This window comes from Luteibacter sp. SG786 (assembly GCF_011759605.1).
Taxonomy (GTDB): Bacteria; Pseudomonadota; Gammaproteobacteria; order Xanthomonadales; family Rhodanobacteraceae; genus Luteibacter.
The window spans coordinates 524,801-540,210 of record NZ_JAAOYX010000002.1; the positions used below are offsets into that span (position 1 = coordinate 524,801).

A 15,410-nucleotide genomic window follows, 5' to 3' on the forward strand; every position below is an offset into this window, starting at 1 on the left:
AGCGTGACGGGCTGTCGCCAGGAAAGCTCTGCATGAAACACGCGCTGCGCATCGTCGGGGGGGTGCTCGTGCTCGGCACGTTCGCCGTTTTCCTTTTCTTCTGGCTGGACCGCACCGAAACCACCACCGATGCCTATGTGACCGGCCGCATCCACCCGGTTGCACCACGCGTCACCGGCACCGTGCTGACGCTGCATGTGGACGACAACCAGCACGTGCGGGCAGGCGAGGTGCTGCTCGAACTCGACACCCGCGACTTCGACGTACGCGTGGAGCAGGCTCGCGCCGAAATCGCTCGGGCGAAGGGCCAGGTTGCCAGCGCGGAGGCGCAGGTGGCGGAAGCCTCCGCCGCCATCGTCGCCGCCGACGCATCGGTGAGGAAGACGACGCTGGACTTGCGCCGTGCGGGGGAGCTGGTGAATGAAACCCCGCGTGGCATCTCCCGGCAGGAATACGACGCGGCGAAAGCGGCGGCAGATTCCGCGGTGGCCAACCGTGCGAGCGCCGCCGCGCGCAAGGTGGCCGCCATGGCTGCGCGGGAATCGGCACAGGCCCAGGTGGCGACGGGGGAAGCCGCGCTGCACGACGCACAGCTGGCGTACGGCTACACCAAGGTGATCGCGCCAGTGAGCGGTTATGTCGGCCACCGCACCGTCGAGGTCGGCGCGCGCGTGAATGCCGGCCAGACGCTGCTCTCCATCGTGGCGGACGACGTGTGGGTCGTGGCGAACTTCAAGGAAACCCAACTGGTGGGCATTCGCCCCGGCACCGTCGCGAACATGACCGTCGACGCCCTGCCCGGCATACGCTTCGCAGGCCGGGTGGACAGCATTTCGCCGGCATCGGGTTCGCAATTCGCCCTGCTTCCCCCCGACAACGCCACGGGCAATTTCACAAAGGTAGTGCAACGCGTGCCGGTGAAGATCCTCTTCGCAGCCGATGATCTGCGCCGCTACCGCGAACGGCTGGCACCGGGCCTGTCCACGGTGGTGCGGATCCGCGCCGGCGGGAACGACGCGCCATGACGCTACGCGCCGCCTTGCCGTGTCTACTCGTCGCCGCCCTCGCCGGTTGCGTCGTCGGGCCAGACTACCGTCGGCCCGACAGCGCAGCGCCCGGCGCGTGGCGCGAGGCATCCGCGCCGGGCGCCCCGCTGCCGGACCGCTGGTGGACCCTGTTCGGCGACGAGGAGCTGGATCGCCATGTCGAAGCGGCGCTCGCCGCCAACCAGGACCTCGCCGCCGCGCTTGCGCGGCATGACCGCATCCGTGCCCTGCTCGGCGTGGCACGTGCCGATGAGTTCCCGGATGTTTCGCTGGATCCGGCCTATGCGCGTGCGCGCACGTCGGGCACCGTGGACAACCGCCTCCCCGAACTGGAAACCACGCTGTGGCGCGTACCCGTCGACGTCGCCTATGAAGTGGACCTGTGGGGGCGCGTGCGACGAAGCGTCGAAGCCGCGGGCGCCGACGTGCAAGGCAGCGCGGATACCGTTGCCGCCGTCCGCCTCAGCCTCGCTGCGACCGCGACCTCCACGTATGTCTCGCTACGCAGCAGCGACCGCGACATCGAGGTGCTGGTGCGCACGGTAAGCCTGCGCGACGACGCGCTTCGGCTGGCGGAGCGACGCGCGCATGCCGGCGTGGTCGGCGATCTGGACGTACTGCGCGCCCGCGCCGACCTCGCGCAGACGCGCGCCGATCTCGCCGATGCCCGGCGCCGCCGGGACAACCTCGAGCACGCGCTCGCGGTACTCGAAGGTCGCAATGCGCCGGACTTCACGCTGGCCGCGCGCGAATGGACGCCCGTGCTGCCCGACGTACCGGCTGGCCTGCCGTCCAGTTTGCTCGAACGGCGCCCCGACGTCGCCGCGGACGAGCGCGCGCTCGCGGCGGCCAGTGCCCGGATTGGCGTGGCGCGGGCCGCTTTCTTCCCCCAGGTGCGCTTGACCGCGGCTGGCGGCGTTGCCAGCGACAGTCTTGGGGACCTTACCGGTCGCGACAGCCGCGCATGGTCGATCGGCCCGGTCGTCCGCCTGCCGATCTTCGACGGCGGCCGCAACCGCGCCAACCTGCAGGCGGCCGAAGCGGCATACCGCGGCGCCCTGGCGAACTGGCGGCAAGGCGGCATCGTCGCGTTCCGGGAAGTGCAGGATGCCCTCAGCGATGCGCGCTGGCTGCGCGAGCAGGGCGAGGCGCTGGCCGCGACCGTGGATGCGGCTGCCTCCGCGGCAAAGGTTTCGCGTTCGCGCTACGACCGCGGCCTGGCGGGTTACTTCGAAGTGGTCGATTCGGAACGTCAGGCACTGGCGAGCCGCCGCGCCGCCATTCAGAACGACCAGCAGCGCCTGCTTGCCACGGTGGCGCTGATCAAGGCCCTTGGCGGTGGGTGGCAGGAAGGCGATGCCATACCCCGTCAGCCGGTGGCGTCCGCCGGAGCGCCACGATGAGTGCCACCGCCGACGCCGTTGCTGCGCCGGCACAGCCGGCGCCCCTGCCGTGGCTCGGTATTGCGGCCGTGCTGGTGGGGGCGGTGGCCACGACACTCACCTCCCGCCTGACGTCCATCGGCCTCGCCGACGTGCGCGGCGCGATCGGGGCGGGCTTCGACGAAGGCGCGTGGATTCCGACCGCGTTTTCAGCCGCGCAGATGATGATCGGCCCGCTGGCCATCTTCCTGGGACGCGCCTTCACGCCGCGCCGGGTGCTTCTCGTCGGTTGCGTGGTCTACGGCGTGGCCGAGTTCCTGCTGCCCCTGGCGCCGGACTTGCGCACATTCCTGCTGCTTCAGGTGATGGCGGGGCTCGGCTCCGGAACGTTCATTCCGCTGACGGCAGCGTTCATCCTGACCAGCCTGCCGCGCTCGCTGTGGCCGTGGGGCCTCGCGGCGTATGCCATGAACATCATCCTCGGGTTGAACGTGGCCTCCTCGCTGGAAGGCTGGTACGTGGAGCACGTGACCTGGGACTGGATCTTCTGGCAGAACACCGTCGTGGCCGGCCCGCTGTTCGTCCTCTACTGGTTCGGCCTGCGCCGCCTGCCCATCGACCACGATTACCTCCGCCATGGCGACTTCCGCGGCATGCTGCTCGGCGCCGCCGGCTTCACGCTCGTTTTCGTCGCGCTCGACCAGGGCGACCGGCTGGACTGGTTCTCGTCGACACTCGTGGTCACCCTGCTCGCGCTCGGGGTCGTCGCGCTGGGCCTCTTCCTGTTACACGAAGCCAGCCTGGACACGCCGAGCCTCGATTTCGCGCTACTCATCCGGCGCAACGTCATGGTTCTCATCGTGCTGGTGCTGGTGACGCGCTTTCTCGTGACGGCCAGCAACTCACTGGTCGCCAATTACCTCATCCAGGTACGCGGCCTGCGTCCGCTCGAGGTGGGCAACGCGCTGCTATGGGTGGCCCTGCCCCAGTTCGTGATCGCCCCCACCGTGGCCTGGATGCTCGGCCGCATCGAGCCTCGCTTCGCCATCGGCACGGGGCTCGCCATCGCTACCGCCGGCTTCCTGCTGGCGACCGGCATCACCTCGCAGTGGGTGGAATCGAACTTCAGCGTGGCCCTGCTCCTCCAGGCGATGGGCGAAACGCTCGAACTCACGGCGGTGATCTACTTCTTCGGCCACCATCTCGGCCCCGCCGATGGCATCACGTTCGGCGCGATCATCCAGACGGCGAGGCTGTTCGGCGGGCAGTTGGGCACGTCGGTGCTGATCCTGTTCACGCGCAAGGCGGAACAGTGGCATTCGTACCTGATCGGCCAGCACGTGGCCAACGGCGATCCCCTCACCATGGAGCGGATCGCGAACTATGCAAAGGCCATGGGCCCTCTCACCCAGGGCGCCGGCGGAGCCGAGGAACGCGGCGTCGGGCTGCTGGCCGCCGCGGTGCGCGCGCAGGCATACACGCTTTCCGCACTGGATGGCTTCCTGCTTGCGGCCGTCGTGGGTCTGCTCGGCGTGTGTCTCGTGCTGTGCCTGCGTGAGGCGCCGGCCATCGGCACGCCGCCTCCAGCGGTGCCACCCCGCCCCTGGTAGGCCACGGCGCAGCGACACCATGTCGCATGGGGTTCACAGGGGGGCGTGCGATGATCCCTGGACCCATGTCCAGGGTTGAACGAGGGTGATTCCGGTGCGACGAGGCCCGGCGCGAACATCATGGTGGAACTGGATGGCGCTCGTCGCCACCTGGCTCATCGTGCTCGCCCCCACCACGTCGCGCGCCCTCGGCACGATGGCGATGCCCGCGCATGCGCATGCGTCCGCGCCCATGGCCGGCATGCACCACCACGACATGGATCACGCATCCATGCCGGAAGCGCCGCGGAACGATGGCGACTGCGACGCCTGCGGTTATTGCACGCTCTTCGCGCAGCAGCCCGCGATGGCGGGCGGCGTCTTCGTCGGCCATGCGCTCGCGCCGCTGAAACACATGCCCGGCACCACGCCGGCAAGGCGCACCGCGCCATCCATCCGTCTTGTCCATGCTCCCGCCCGAGGTCCGCCGTCCACGCGCGTCTGATCGACCCGATCCCGACCCACGCCAACGACAATGGACCTTTGTCATGCTCTTGCCTTCCCTCCATGGGCGCGCGCTTGCGCGCGCCATCGCCTGTGCCATGGGCGCCACCTCGCTCGCCGCGCATGCCGCCGAGCCCGATAACCCGGCCAGCGATCCCCAGCGTGCCACCACATTACGCGAGGTACGCGTTTCGGCAACGCACGCCGCCAGCAGCGCCGACCCCGACATGCCGGCTGCGGTGGAAACCGTCAGCGCAGCGAAGCTCGACCACCTCAACATCGTCAATACCGAGGACGCCCTGAGGTACCTGCCCGCCTTCGGCATCCGGAAGCGTTTCATCGGCGACGAGAACGCGACGTTTTCCGTACGGGGCACCAGCAACCAGCAGAGCGCGCGTGGACTCGTCTACCTCGACGGCCTGCTCCTCTCCAACCTCCTCGGCAACAACTGGGCGAACCCGCCGCGCTGGTCCATGGCGTTTCCGGGGAACCTCGCGCGCGTCGACGTGATGTACGGCGCCTATTCCGCGCTCTACCCAGGCAACGCCATCGGCGCCACCGTGCTCATGACCACGCGCATGCCCGACAGGCTCGAAGTCACCGCCGAGGCCCAGGCCTTTACCCAGCACGTCGATACATACGGCGTGGACCGCGACTTCGGCGGCAGCCGCCAGGCGGCCACCATCGGCAACCGCTCGGGCCGCTTCGCCTTCCTCGTCGGCGTGTCGCACCTGCAGGCGAACGGCCAACCGCTGGTATACGCCACGCAGGCCACCTCGGCGCGCCCGGGTCTTGCCCGCCCCGTAACAGGCGCGATCGCCGATACCGGTGCCAACGGTTTGCCCCGGCAGGTGGTCGGCATCAACAGCGAGGGACAGGAAGCGACCCGCCAGGACGAAGCGCATGTGCGCCTCACCTACGACGTCACCCCCGAACTCACCGGCGCATTCACGGCGGGCTACTGGAAACAGGATCTGTCGCACCGTACCGAAACATTCCTGCGCGACGCGCAGGGACAGCCCGTGTGGTCGGGCCCCGTCACGATCGACGGCAGGCAATACACGCTGCCCGCGAACTATTTCGCACCGAGCACGCGGCAAAGCCGCAACTACCTCTATGGCCTTTCGCTGGGTACGCATAAGGACTCGGGCTGGAACGTCGAGGGCAACCTGTCGTACTTCGACATGGACCGGAACCGCGATCGTGTCGCCTCCGCGGTGACCTACGACGACGCGGGCCTGCTCACTGCCGGCGACGGCAGCCGCTGGCGTACGTTCGACCTGCGCGCCAGCCACACGCCGACGGAAGCGGGAGCGAACACGCACACCGTGAGTTTCGGCTACCACTACGATGGATATCGGCTGGTAAACGCCAGTTACATGCTGGATGCGTGGCGCAACGACGACGCCGGTGCGCTCACGGCAGCGAACGGCGGCAGCACGCAAACCCAGGCCGTCTACCTGCAGGATGCATGGCAGCTGGCGGAGCGTTGGCGACTCACCGTGGGTGCACGCTACGAGCAGTGGCGTGCCTTCGGTGGCACGCGTTCGACGGCAACGGCGCGCATCGGCTACCCGGAGCGCAAGGAGTCGCACACCTCGCCGAAAGCCTCGCTGGCGTGGTCGGCCAGCGACGCCGTGCTGTTGCGCCTGTCCGCGGCCCGTGCCTACCGCTTCCCCACCGTCAACGAATTGTTCCAGGGCACGTTCAACGGCATCGCCCTCGTGAACAACGATCCGAACCTGAAACCGGAGAACGACCTGTCGCGCGAGTTGTCGGCGGAGTGGTATCGCGAGAACGGCGTGGCACGGTTCAGCGTGTTCCGCAGCGACACGAGGAACACCCTCTTCAGCCAGACCGACACCACCGTGTTTCCCAACGTCACCAACGTGCAGAACGTGGGGCTGGTGCGCACCCGCGGCGCCGAAGCCAGCTACGACGCGCGCGACGTGCTGTGGCAGGGTTTCGACCTCACGGCGAACGCGGCCTATACGCAGGCGACCACGGTGCGCAATCGCCGCAACCCCGCCTCCGAAGGCAAGCAGTTCTATCGCATCCCGCGCTGGCGGGCGAACCTGGTAGCCACCTGGCGCGCCACTGAACGCCTCGCGCTCACTCTGGCGGGGCGATACTCGGGGCGGCAGTACAACACCCTCGACCACAGCGACGTGAACCCCGACACATTCGGTGGCGCAAGCGACTTCCTGACCTTCGACGCCAAGGTGACCTGGAAAGCGAACGACCACGTGGACCTAGGCGCAGGCGTGGATAACCTCACCAACCGGCGCTACTACGTGTATTACCCGTACCCTTCGCGAACCTGGCTGGTCGAGGTCAAGTTTCATCTATGAGCTCACCACCACGCCAGCCACCGGTTTCCACGCGGCGAGCGACAGGTGCTCGTCGAGCATGAAGGACGCAGAGCCACCGCGATGGAGACGATCAAAAAAGGCACCCACGCCCGCATTGCCGGTGGCGAAATCGCAACTCAGGCGAAGAAGTTCAACGCCTGGCACGGCAAGCCCTTCGTGTCGGGGGACGAGGAACGGCTCGATGCCGCGTGCGATATGACACGCGGCTGCCAGATAGCCGGAAGCGCTATCCGGAAACATCCCCGCAAGATCCAGCAGCGTTTCGCCAATGCCCGCAAGGCCTTCGAACAGGCCCGGTGAAATCGCATGCCGGCGCATCAGATCGGCTTCGGCGCCGCGCACGGCATGACGGTACCGCGCATCGCCGGTGCAGGCATGGAAGCGCGCCGCCACCGCGACGATGCCTGCCGTACCGTGCCGGAGATAGGGGAACATCGTGGCGCCGCCGACCTGCTTCGGCCACGTGGGATCGCCATCGGGATTGCTGCCACACTGGGCAAGATCGAACGACAGCGCGGCGTCGGCGGCACGCATGAAGCGCTCGTCGCCCGTGGCCACGTGCAGGTGGAGAAGGAAGAGCGCAACCCCTGCGGCCCCATGACCAAGACCGACCGGCTGCACGTCGCCCGCTGGCCAGCACAAGGAACCGTCACCGGGCACCGCTTTCCGGAGCAGCGCCTCGCCCGCTTCGGCGGCGGCGGCGAGAAAGCCTTCTTCCGCCGTCTCGCGCCATGCCTTGATCCGTGCAAGACCCCACCCGGCCAGACCGTCGTGCAATCCGGCACGCACGCAAAGGGTGGTGTCCGGCATCCGGTCGCGCAGCAGATCCGCGGCCAGCTCGCCCTCACCCGCGTCGAACAACACCCATGCGATGCCTGCGTCGCCGTGCATGAGACTCGTACCGCGGTCGCGCCTCCGCCGTGCGCCATCGGTAATGAACGCCAGAAGTCCTGCCGGCGCCTTCCGGCCGGCGCGCAGGTAGGCGTGCAGCACGCCCGCCGCGCCGTGCGCCACGCCCCAGGGGTGGGTCTGAAACACTTCCGGCCCCGCGGGTACATAGCGATCCGGTCGCGCCTGTTTCGCCATCGCGTCGATGTAGGCAAAAAGGGCGTCCGCAGGGTCCGGCGGCGGCGCATGGCTCACCGTGGGGCGGGCCGTCGATGAGGCGTCGAGTGCGGCACGCAGGCGCTCCATCGCCGCCACCGGCGAGGTGCGCCTCGTGGCCTCGGTATCCAGCAGCGACGCAATGATGGCGCCGAGTTCGTGCGGATAGCCGAGGTCTTCGCTCAGTCGGCACACGAAACGTTCCGCTGCCTGATGATCCAGAGAAAGCATGGCGTTCATCGGCATGACTGCGGCCAGCAGGTTGGCGCCGAAAGCGTAGGCATCTTCGGCGCGTGCGCCGTCGGGATGATCGCGCAGGGGCCGCGGCGAGGCGAAGCCAGGCGTACGCACGTCCACCGGAAGATCCAGGCCCTCCTCGACCGCCGTCTCCAGGTCGATCAGGCGAAGGTTCCCTTGTGGCGTGACGATGCAGTTGTGGAACGAAAGGTCGCCCAGCGAAACGCCTGCACCGTGCGCCAGCTGGAGCGCTTCGGCGAACCGCGTGAAAACGGCGACGACTTCCCCGAGGTAACGGCGTACGTCATCGCGCGTCGTTCGCGTTTTCAGCCACGGGTACCGCCGCGCCAGCCAGTGGCGGAGCGTGTCGCCCTCGATGTATTCCTCGACGAGATAACTGTGCTCCCAGTCCCGGAAGTGCGCCACAGGCAAGGGGGCGACACCGTGCGGCGCCAGACGGCGCAACAGGCGAAATTCCTTGCGCAGCGTCGCCACGGATGTATCGCCGCCGCCTATGTAAGGGCGTGCTTCCTTGATGATCACGCGGCGGCCCGCGTCGAGATCGTCACCGAGGTAGATGCCGCCGGCGGAGGAAAAGGAAATCGCCTGGCGAATGCGGAAGCGACCACCGCCGAGGTGAGCGCGCTGCCCCCTCGGGTCGGCGTCTTCCTCGGGAAACGGATCGCGCAGCCAGGTGGGAAGGTGGAAGTGTGGCTTGCGCTCGTCTGGTTCGAGACTTCCATCGGGCGAGCGCAGCACATACTCACGCCGGCCGTCGGCGGTAGTGCGATATGGGCCCGCGATACCGCCATAGCGGTAATAGAGCACGCGCGAATCGCGATAGCGTCGGTCGCTGAGGACGTAAGGCCCAACGTAGCCTGACAGCGCCACGTGCAGGTCGTCGATGATGCGGCGGAAGTCTTCCACGTTGACCGGATACACGGTGATGAACTTCCCCGATCCACCGCGCGGCCAGCGCTTTCCGTTGATCGCCGCGAGCATGCGCGCGTCGGCGGCGAACTTGAAGGCGGTGTGCGAGGCCGCGAGCGTCGCCGCGGCAATCGACAGCACGATGCGTGCGGTGGATGCCACGCTGGAGACGTGTATTTTCCAGCCCTGGTCAGGTAGATCGACCCCGGGCGGTTGACAGTACATCCATATGCCCGATCGCCGCATCGTCCACGTGGCGGGAAGGATGCTCTGCACAGGCTTGGCGAAGTCGGCGAGATCGATCTCGCGATTGCCGTAGGGTTCGAAGAATTCCCGATCGACCGCGGTGTATTGCAACAGTTCCGTGTACCGCTCCATTCTGCGCGCTCCCCCGAAAGTCCTTGCCCTGCGGTTGGGGCGGCGCTCTCCCGACACCGCCCCGTGCCTCAGAGATCCTCGAATCCGTCACCGTTCGCCGTCGAGCAGGCACTATGGCTGCAGGTGCTGTAGTTGGTTTCGTTCGTCTCGTTCTGCGTCGCGGTGTCGACTTGCAGGAGTTGCAGTTCCAGGATCCGGTTCATGTCGTCCTCTGTGATCGATTCGTGCGCACCCTTTGCGCCGCGCGAATCTAGGCACCGGATACTTGCATGCTCAAGATGAAATTCGCGGGGATTCCGTTTCCGGTCGCCTAAAATGCGATTTTTCGCAGGGCCGTATCGAAAACGGTCACCGAAATGTCCGGAAACGGACAGTCGTGTCCGGCAACGGACAGCGCGGGCTCAATCGGGCAAAGGAAGCCGTACCGTGGCGATCGCGCCGCGAGAGCCGGGCCGGTTCGTCAGTTCGACCGTGCCCCCGTGAGCTTCGATGATCAACCGTGTCAGGCTGAGACCGATGCCGGATCCATCGGGTTTGGTGGTGAAAAATGGCACAAACAATGCGTCGCTATCGGGCAGACCCATGCCGTCGTCCTCCACCACCACCCGGATGCGTCGCCCCTCGGTGAACCAGTTCAGGCGCACACCACCGCGAACTGGCAGCGCCGCCTCCGCGGCGTTACGCACGAGATTGATGAATGCCTGGCCCAACTGGTCTTCGTCGCCGTAAAGCATCACGGCTTCCCTGCCGAGCACGACGACATCGATCCGGCGCTCCAGTAGCGCCAGCCGGGACAATGCAAGATCGAGGCGGAACAGAGTCGATCGTGGCTGCGGCAGGCGGGCCAGCCTGCCATATCCGGAAAGGAAACGAGCAAGGGAATTGGCGCGCCGCCCGATCACGTCGAGGCCGATGTGCAGGTCGGCACGCACCTCCTCCGCGGGGCGATCCTCCAGAAGGCTGGCGAGGCTGCCTGCCAGCGATGCGATCGGCGCCAGCGAGTTGTTGAGCTCGTGGCTCAGCACGCGGATAAGGCGTTGCCATGCTCGGCGCTCCTCCTGTCCCAGCGCCGCGCTGAGGTCACGCAGCATGACCAGACGATGCTCGCGGCCATCGCTTCGCCATGCCACGTGGCGCACGGCCCACCGCCCTTCGCCACCCGGGAAGCGGCCATGGAAGATGGCGTTGTCCGGGATATCGAAAGCTTCCGTGAGGCCCAGGGACGCGAGGTCTCGGCCGAGCACGGCGACGCTCTCCGCGTCGATCAAGATCCTCGCGGCCGCGTTGATCAGACGCAGTTTCCCTTCGTCGTCGGCAACGAACACCGGGTCCTTCAGCGCCGTGACCGTCTTGCTCAGGAAGCGCGAGGTTTCCGTACGCTTGCGCCGTGCTTCACTCAGCGCGTCGGACAACAGGTTGACGTCCGCCACGATTCCCTGCAGGGGATCGCTTCCCGGCCGCACGTGTCCCCGGAGCGAAAAGTCTCCCTCACGAAGCGCGCCAAGCAGTTCGGTTATCGTGCCCAGCGTCCGCAGCATGCGGCTCCCAACGAGCCACGCCAGCGCGAGGGTGAGCGACATGCCCGAGCTGAAAAGGCCCAGCCGAAGCTGCCAGGAGAGGCCCTCCATGACGACGAGCGTCCCGCCCATCGCGGCCACGGGCAGGAGCACGATACCTACGGCAGGCATCGCTCCGTAGGCCAGGTTGGTCGAACGTGCGTCGAGGTTCAAGGTGATCCCGACGAAAAAAAGGTTGATTGAGCTTTCAGCTGATCGGCGCCAGCCCGGTCCGGGCCCGCCACTTTTCGAGACGGCGGTACAGGGCCTGCCTGGAGATGCCTAAAGCGTCGGCCGCCCTTTGGAGATTATGGCCATGGCGTTCGAGCGCCTGCTTGATCAGCAGTTCTTCGGCCTCGGGGAGGGTGAGGCTGTCGAGCACCACGGGTTCGTCCGCACGTCGCTGCAGCGACAGGGCGTCGGCATCGATGTCGTCACGCGGGGTCAACAGCACGGCGCGTTCGATCGTGTGTTCGAGTTCGCGCACGTTGCCGGGCCACGCATAGCCGCGAAGAGCCCTCTCGGCCGACGGCGTCAGCAGCATCGCGCCACGTCCCCGTCGACGGCACTCGCGAAGGATGAAGTGACGAGCCAGGGGTACGATGTCTTCCTGCCGTTCGCGCAGTGGCGGCAGGCGCACCTGCATGGCATTAAGCCGGTAGAGCAGGTCGCGGCGAAAACGATCGTGCCGGATGGCGGCGTCCAGATCGGCATTCGACGTGGAGATGACACGTACGTCCACGCGTCGCGTGCGCATGCCGCCGCAACGTTCAAGTTCGCCCTCTTCCACGACGCGCAGCAGCTTCGCCTGCTGGAGCGGATGGATGCTGCCCACCTCCTCGAGGATGAGGCTGCCCCCATGCGCCAGCTCGAATCGGCCGGGACGTGGTGTGGGCTGATCTTCTCCGAACATTTCTTCCGCGAAGCGCGACTCCGGCAGCGTACCCATGTCGACGCGAATGACCGGATGTTCCGCGCGGGGCGACAAGGCGTGGATCTCGCGTGCCACCAGCGACTTGCCGGTGCCGTTCTCGCCGAGCACGAGCACGTTGGCATCGCCACCGGCGATGCGGTCGATCAGGTCCAGTACGCGTCGCATGGACGAGGATTCGCCGAGCCGAAGCATGTCGCCCGCCTCCCTCGACAAGGCGGCTTCGGCCCGCAGCCGCCGGTTTTCCTCCTGCATCCGGCGCAAGGCGATCTGTGTGCGGATGGTGTGCACCATGTGGGCGTTGTTCCAGGGCTTCTCGATGAAATCGGATGCGCCCAGGCGCATGGCGCGCACGGCGATATCGATGCTGCCCCAGGCGGTCATGGTCACCACCGGCAATTCCGGGACTTCCTGACGCAGACGGGTGACGAGCTCGAGACCTTCGAGGCCGGACGTCGTGTCCGATGCATAGTTGAGATCGACGACGGCACAGGCAAATTCGGTCCGTGCCGCGACGTCCAGTGCCGCTGCCGCGGAGCCGACGTCGATCGACGGGATACCTTCCGATTGCAGCAGGATGCGTAGCGCAAGTCGGACGTCCGGATGATCGTCCACGACGAGCACCGGCGCTGCGGATTCTGGACTTCTGGACATACCTGCCATTCCCCACGTTTCAGTCGCTGCGGAGCACTCGCCAAGGCTCGAGCGCCGCCGCATGGCTCGCGGGCGCGGCCACGGCAACCAAGGTCCCCAACACCATGACGAGGGCCGCGGCCACGGACACGCCGATAGCGGTACCTACGGGCATGGCCATTCCGAGCGAGAAGTGCTGCATGACACACGTACCGAACAGGCCGAGGACGATGCCGCCCAGGGCCACGCGGAACGCCTTCCGGACCACGTGGGCAAAAAGCTGGCCCGGGGTGGCACCAAGGGCCATGCGCAGGCTCAACGCATAGCGTGACGCGGCGACCTCCACGGAATGCATCGCATACTGGCCCGCCGCGGTCAGGCTCACGGCAAAGCCGGAAAGCGTGGCGAAGAGTGCGACGTCGCGGTGCGCTCCTGCCAACGGCGCGTCGGCTATCCGTTCGAGCGGAATGGGCGGCGACAGCGCAAGCGACGGCGCGGCGCCGTCGACGATCGATGGCAATGCGTCATTCGCAACCACGGCGGCCGCCGGGCCCCGGATCGCGACGAACAGGGGTTGCAGCTGGCGCATCAACGCGAAGACATGCGGATCGACCTGCGCGAGCGGAACATAGACCACCGGCATCGCAGCATCGTTCGCGTCGCGTCGGGTATTGCCGACAATGCCGACGATACGGGCGTCGCTCGCGCCCCGGCCCGCCGGCCGGACGACATCGCCGATGCCGCGGCTGCCGAACGTACGCACGTAGGCTTCGTTCACCACGGCAACGCGGCTGGCATCGGAGCCGTCGCTGTCGCCGATGGTCCGGCCGGCGAGCAGCCGCAGACCCATGGCCTCGTTTCCGCCAGGCGAAACCACCGCGAAGGGTATGAATCGGATGCCGCCGTCGCTAAGCAGGAAGGGCATGCGGAACCCCCGGCCCGTCGGGACGTCGGTCGACCAGCCCACCGCGTTCACGCCGGGCAACGCCGATACCGACGAGCGGATGGTATCGGCCAAACGGACAACACCGCTCGACTCCGGATATGCGCGCATCGAGGGATGCAGTTCCACCACGACACCGTCCGCGCTGTCGAAGCCCGGAGACGTGCCGGCCAGTAGCCATGCCCGCGACACCGCGATCATGCCGTACGAGACGAGCAGGGTCGCCAACGCGACCTGGGCGAGAACCAGTGCGGAAGCCGTCCAGCCGGTCGCCGCACGCATGGCCGGGGCGCCGCTCATCATCGTGCGTTCCCGATGGCGCAGGCGTCCCATCACGCGTGTCGTTCCGACGACGGTCGCCAGGACGAGCATGACGAGCGTCATCGCCGCTACCAGCAACAGCACGCGCCAGCCGGGCGCCAGAGGGGCGGCCGAGACCAGCCATGCGGGAGGAATGTGTGGCTTGAACAGGCGCACCAGCGCCGTACCTGCGGGTAGGCCCGCGGCGAAGGCGAGCACGCCCACGGCCAGGGCATCGCCCCCTGCCGATCGCCAGGGCTCCCACCTCGCGCCGAACACCATCTTCACCGCCGTTCCATCGATGCGACCGAACATGCGCGTCGATATCAGCTGCGAGACATTCATCCCGGCCACGGTAAGCACGAGCACGCCCGACAGAGCAAAGCCCCACAAGGGCACGCGCGCCCCGTCCGCCACAAGATCGTCTATGGGCGTGGCGCCGCTCCATCGGACGTCCTCACCGTGCGGGTCCGGGCTGATGGTGCGGGCGGCACGCACCACGTGGGCCGAGAACGACCCGATGTCGCTCGCGGACGACAACAGCGCCACGGCCGTCATGTTGCCCGCCAGGGCCGTCGAGCCGTTCGACGGGTCGAGCGAAAGGAGCAGGTCGACATCGGAAAAGAAGCGATAGTCCGCGGGCAGCACGCCGCGCACCTCGACATTCGACCCGTCGACGACGATCGTCTGGCCGACAACCTGCGGTGCGATGTCCGCCAGGCGATCGCGCAGGGATTCGGACACCAGGGCGCCCTGCCCCGTCCCACCGTCCGTGATGCCTGACGGAACCACGCCAAGCGTGCGAAGGAACCCGGTGTCGACCCGCTGGGCGCGAAGGATTTCCTTGTGCCGGCCGGCTACGACGTTCACCGTTTCGGGAATGCTCGCGATCCCACGCGACAGCACCATCGCCGGTTGGCCAACGGCGTCGTACAGTTGCGGCGAGATCGCGCGCATGGGGTCGTCGGGCGTGCGGCGCCCGTAAATCGCCACTCGCTCGTGGTTCGGCCAAGGTGGGGGTTGCAGCACGGCGTCGAGCGGGGTGACCCCGCCGATCGCGGCGGCGACTCCCAACGACAGCGTTCCGGCAGCCAGCAACATGAAGGCCGGCCAGCGCGCGAGCGCATGCGCGTCGCGAGAAGGCTGCGGAGGCCGCTTCACTGCACGGGCTCGCCGAGGCTGTACTGGTCCAGGCCCGATTCCGATTCGGCGAGCCGCTGCTGGTGCGTGCTCTCGTCAACGATGTGTCCGTCCAACAGGCGCACCGTGCGCTCGGCCATGGCTCCAAACCGGTCGTCGTGAGTCACCATGCAGATGGTCCGCCCCTCGGCATGAAGGCGAGAGAGAAGCGACATGACGGCTTCGCCATTCCGGAGGTCCAGGTTTCCCGTCGGTTCGTCCGCCAGCAGGATGGATGGGTTGCCGGCGAGCGCGCGCGCGACGGCAACGCGTTGCTTCTGCCCACCGGACAGTTGGGACGGGTAGTAACGCATGCGGTGCGCCAT

At 67.4% G+C, this 15,410-nt stretch carries 11 protein-coding genes; 5 read left to right on the forward strand and 6 right to left on the reverse strand.

Features of this window, described 5'->3' with window-relative positions; genetic code table 11:
• The first annotated feature begins 32 nt into the window (after positions 1-32).
• From FHS47_RS14250 to FHS47_RS14270, 5 genes are all read left to right on the forward strand, one after another.
• Positions 33-1,025 carry an HlyD family secretion protein gene (locus FHS47_RS14250; protein ID WP_167029186.1) on the forward strand — a complete coding sequence of 331 codons (993 nt, stop codon included), beginning with the start codon at positions 33-35 and terminating at the stop codon, positions 1,023-1,025.
• On the forward strand, positions 1,022-2,449 hold the full coding sequence (locus tag FHS47_RS14255) for an efflux transporter outer membrane subunit (protein WP_167029189.1): 1,428 nt from the start codon (positions 1,022-1,024) through the stop codon (positions 2,447-2,449). The genes FHS47_RS14250 and FHS47_RS14255 overlap by 4 nt, the downstream gene beginning before the upstream one ends.
• A complete protein-coding gene (locus FHS47_RS14260) occupies positions 2,446-4,038 on the forward strand; it encodes an MFS transporter (protein WP_167029192.1) in 1,593 nt (530 codons plus the stop codon). The genes FHS47_RS14255 and FHS47_RS14260 overlap by 4 nt, the downstream gene beginning before the upstream one ends.
• A gap of 133 nt (positions 4,039-4,171) precedes the next feature.
• Entirely contained in the window at positions 4,172-4,522 is a 351-nt protein-coding gene (locus FHS47_RS14265) for a DUF2946 family protein (protein WP_167029195.1), read from the forward strand.
• Positions 4,523-4,565: 43 nt separating this feature from the next.
• Positions 4,566-6,872, forward strand: a complete 2,307-nt coding sequence (locus FHS47_RS14270; RefSeq protein ID WP_167029198.1) for a TonB-dependent receptor — start codon at positions 4,566-4,568, stop codon at positions 6,870-6,872.
• Here the strand turns inward: FHS47_RS14270 and lanKC are convergent.
• The 6 genes from lanKC to FHS47_RS19815 all read right to left on the reverse strand — a co-directional run bounded on the left by lanKC (position 6,867) and on the right by FHS47_RS19815 (position 15,410).
• Positions 6,867-9,542, reverse strand: a complete 2,676-nt coding sequence (gene lanKC / locus FHS47_RS14275; protein ID WP_167029202.1) for a class III lanthionine synthetase LanKC — start codon at positions 9,540-9,542, stop codon at positions 6,867-6,869. The two genes, FHS47_RS14270 and lanKC, sit on opposite strands and share 6 nt — an antisense overlap.
• Positions 9,543-9,610: 68 nt before the next feature.
• Entirely contained in the window at positions 9,611-9,745 is a 135-nt protein-coding gene (locus FHS47_RS19950; protein WP_282097579.1) for a hypothetical protein, read from the reverse strand.
• 198 nt (positions 9,746-9,943) lie between these two features.
• The gene (locus FHS47_RS14280; protein WP_167029205.1) at positions 9,944-11,272 is read right to left on the reverse strand and encodes an ATP-binding protein; all 1,329 of its coding nucleotides are present in this window, start codon (positions 11,270-11,272) and stop codon (positions 9,944-9,946) included.
• A 34-nt stretch (positions 11,273-11,306) separates the two neighbouring features.
• The gene (locus FHS47_RS14285; protein WP_167029208.1) at positions 11,307-12,683 is read right to left on the reverse strand and encodes a sigma-54 dependent transcriptional regulator; all 1,377 of its coding nucleotides are present in this window, start codon (positions 12,681-12,683) and stop codon (positions 11,307-11,309) included.
• Between the two features lie 19 nt (positions 12,684-12,702).
• Positions 12,703-15,066 (reverse strand): FtsX-like permease family protein, encoded by a 2,364-nt coding sequence (locus FHS47_RS14290; protein ID WP_167029211.1) that lies wholly within the window; start codon positions 15,064-15,066, stop codon positions 12,703-12,705.
• Positions 15,063-15,410: an ATP-binding cassette domain-containing protein gene (locus tag FHS47_RS19815; RefSeq protein WP_247741460.1), complete on the reverse strand. Its 348-nt coding sequence runs from the start codon at positions 15,408-15,410 to the stop codon at positions 15,063-15,065. Before FHS47_RS19815 ends, FHS47_RS14290 begins: the two co-directional genes overlap by 4 nt.

Excerpts from the sequence above, each read along its gene's own strand:
- FHS47_RS14250 (WP_167029186.1), top strand. The coding sequence starts at position 33 with ATGAAACACGCGCTGCGCATCGTCGGGGGGGTGCTCGTGCTCGGCACG.
- FHS47_RS14255 (WP_167029189.1), top strand. The coding sequence starts at position 1,022 with ATGACGCTACGCGCCGCCTTGCCGTGTCTACTCGTCGCCGCCCTCGCC.
- FHS47_RS14260 (WP_167029192.1), top strand. The coding sequence starts at position 2,446 with ATGAGTGCCACCGCCGACGCCGTTGCTGCGCCGGCACAGCCGGCGCCC.
- FHS47_RS14265 (WP_167029195.1), top strand. The coding sequence starts at position 4,172 with ATGGCGCTCGTCGCCACCTGGCTCATCGTGCTCGCCCCCACCACGTCG.
- FHS47_RS14270 (WP_167029198.1), top strand. The coding sequence starts at position 4,566 with ATGCTCTTGCCTTCCCTCCATGGGCGCGCGCTTGCGCGCGCCATCGCC.
- lanKC (WP_167029202.1), bottom strand. The coding sequence starts at position 9,542 with ATGGAGCGGTACACGGAACTGTTGCAATACACCGCGGTCGATCGGGAA.
- FHS47_RS19950 (WP_282097579.1), bottom strand. The coding sequence starts at position 9,745 with ATGAACCGGATCCTGGAACTGCAACTCCTGCAAGTCGACACCGCGACG.
- FHS47_RS14285 (WP_167029208.1), bottom strand. The coding sequence starts at position 12,683 with ATGTCCAGAAGTCCAGAATCCGCAGCGCCGGTGCTCGTCGTGGACGAT.
- FHS47_RS19815 (WP_247741460.1), bottom strand. The coding sequence starts at position 15,410 with ATGGCGCACCGCATGCGTTACTACCCGTCCCAACTGTCCGGTGGGCAG.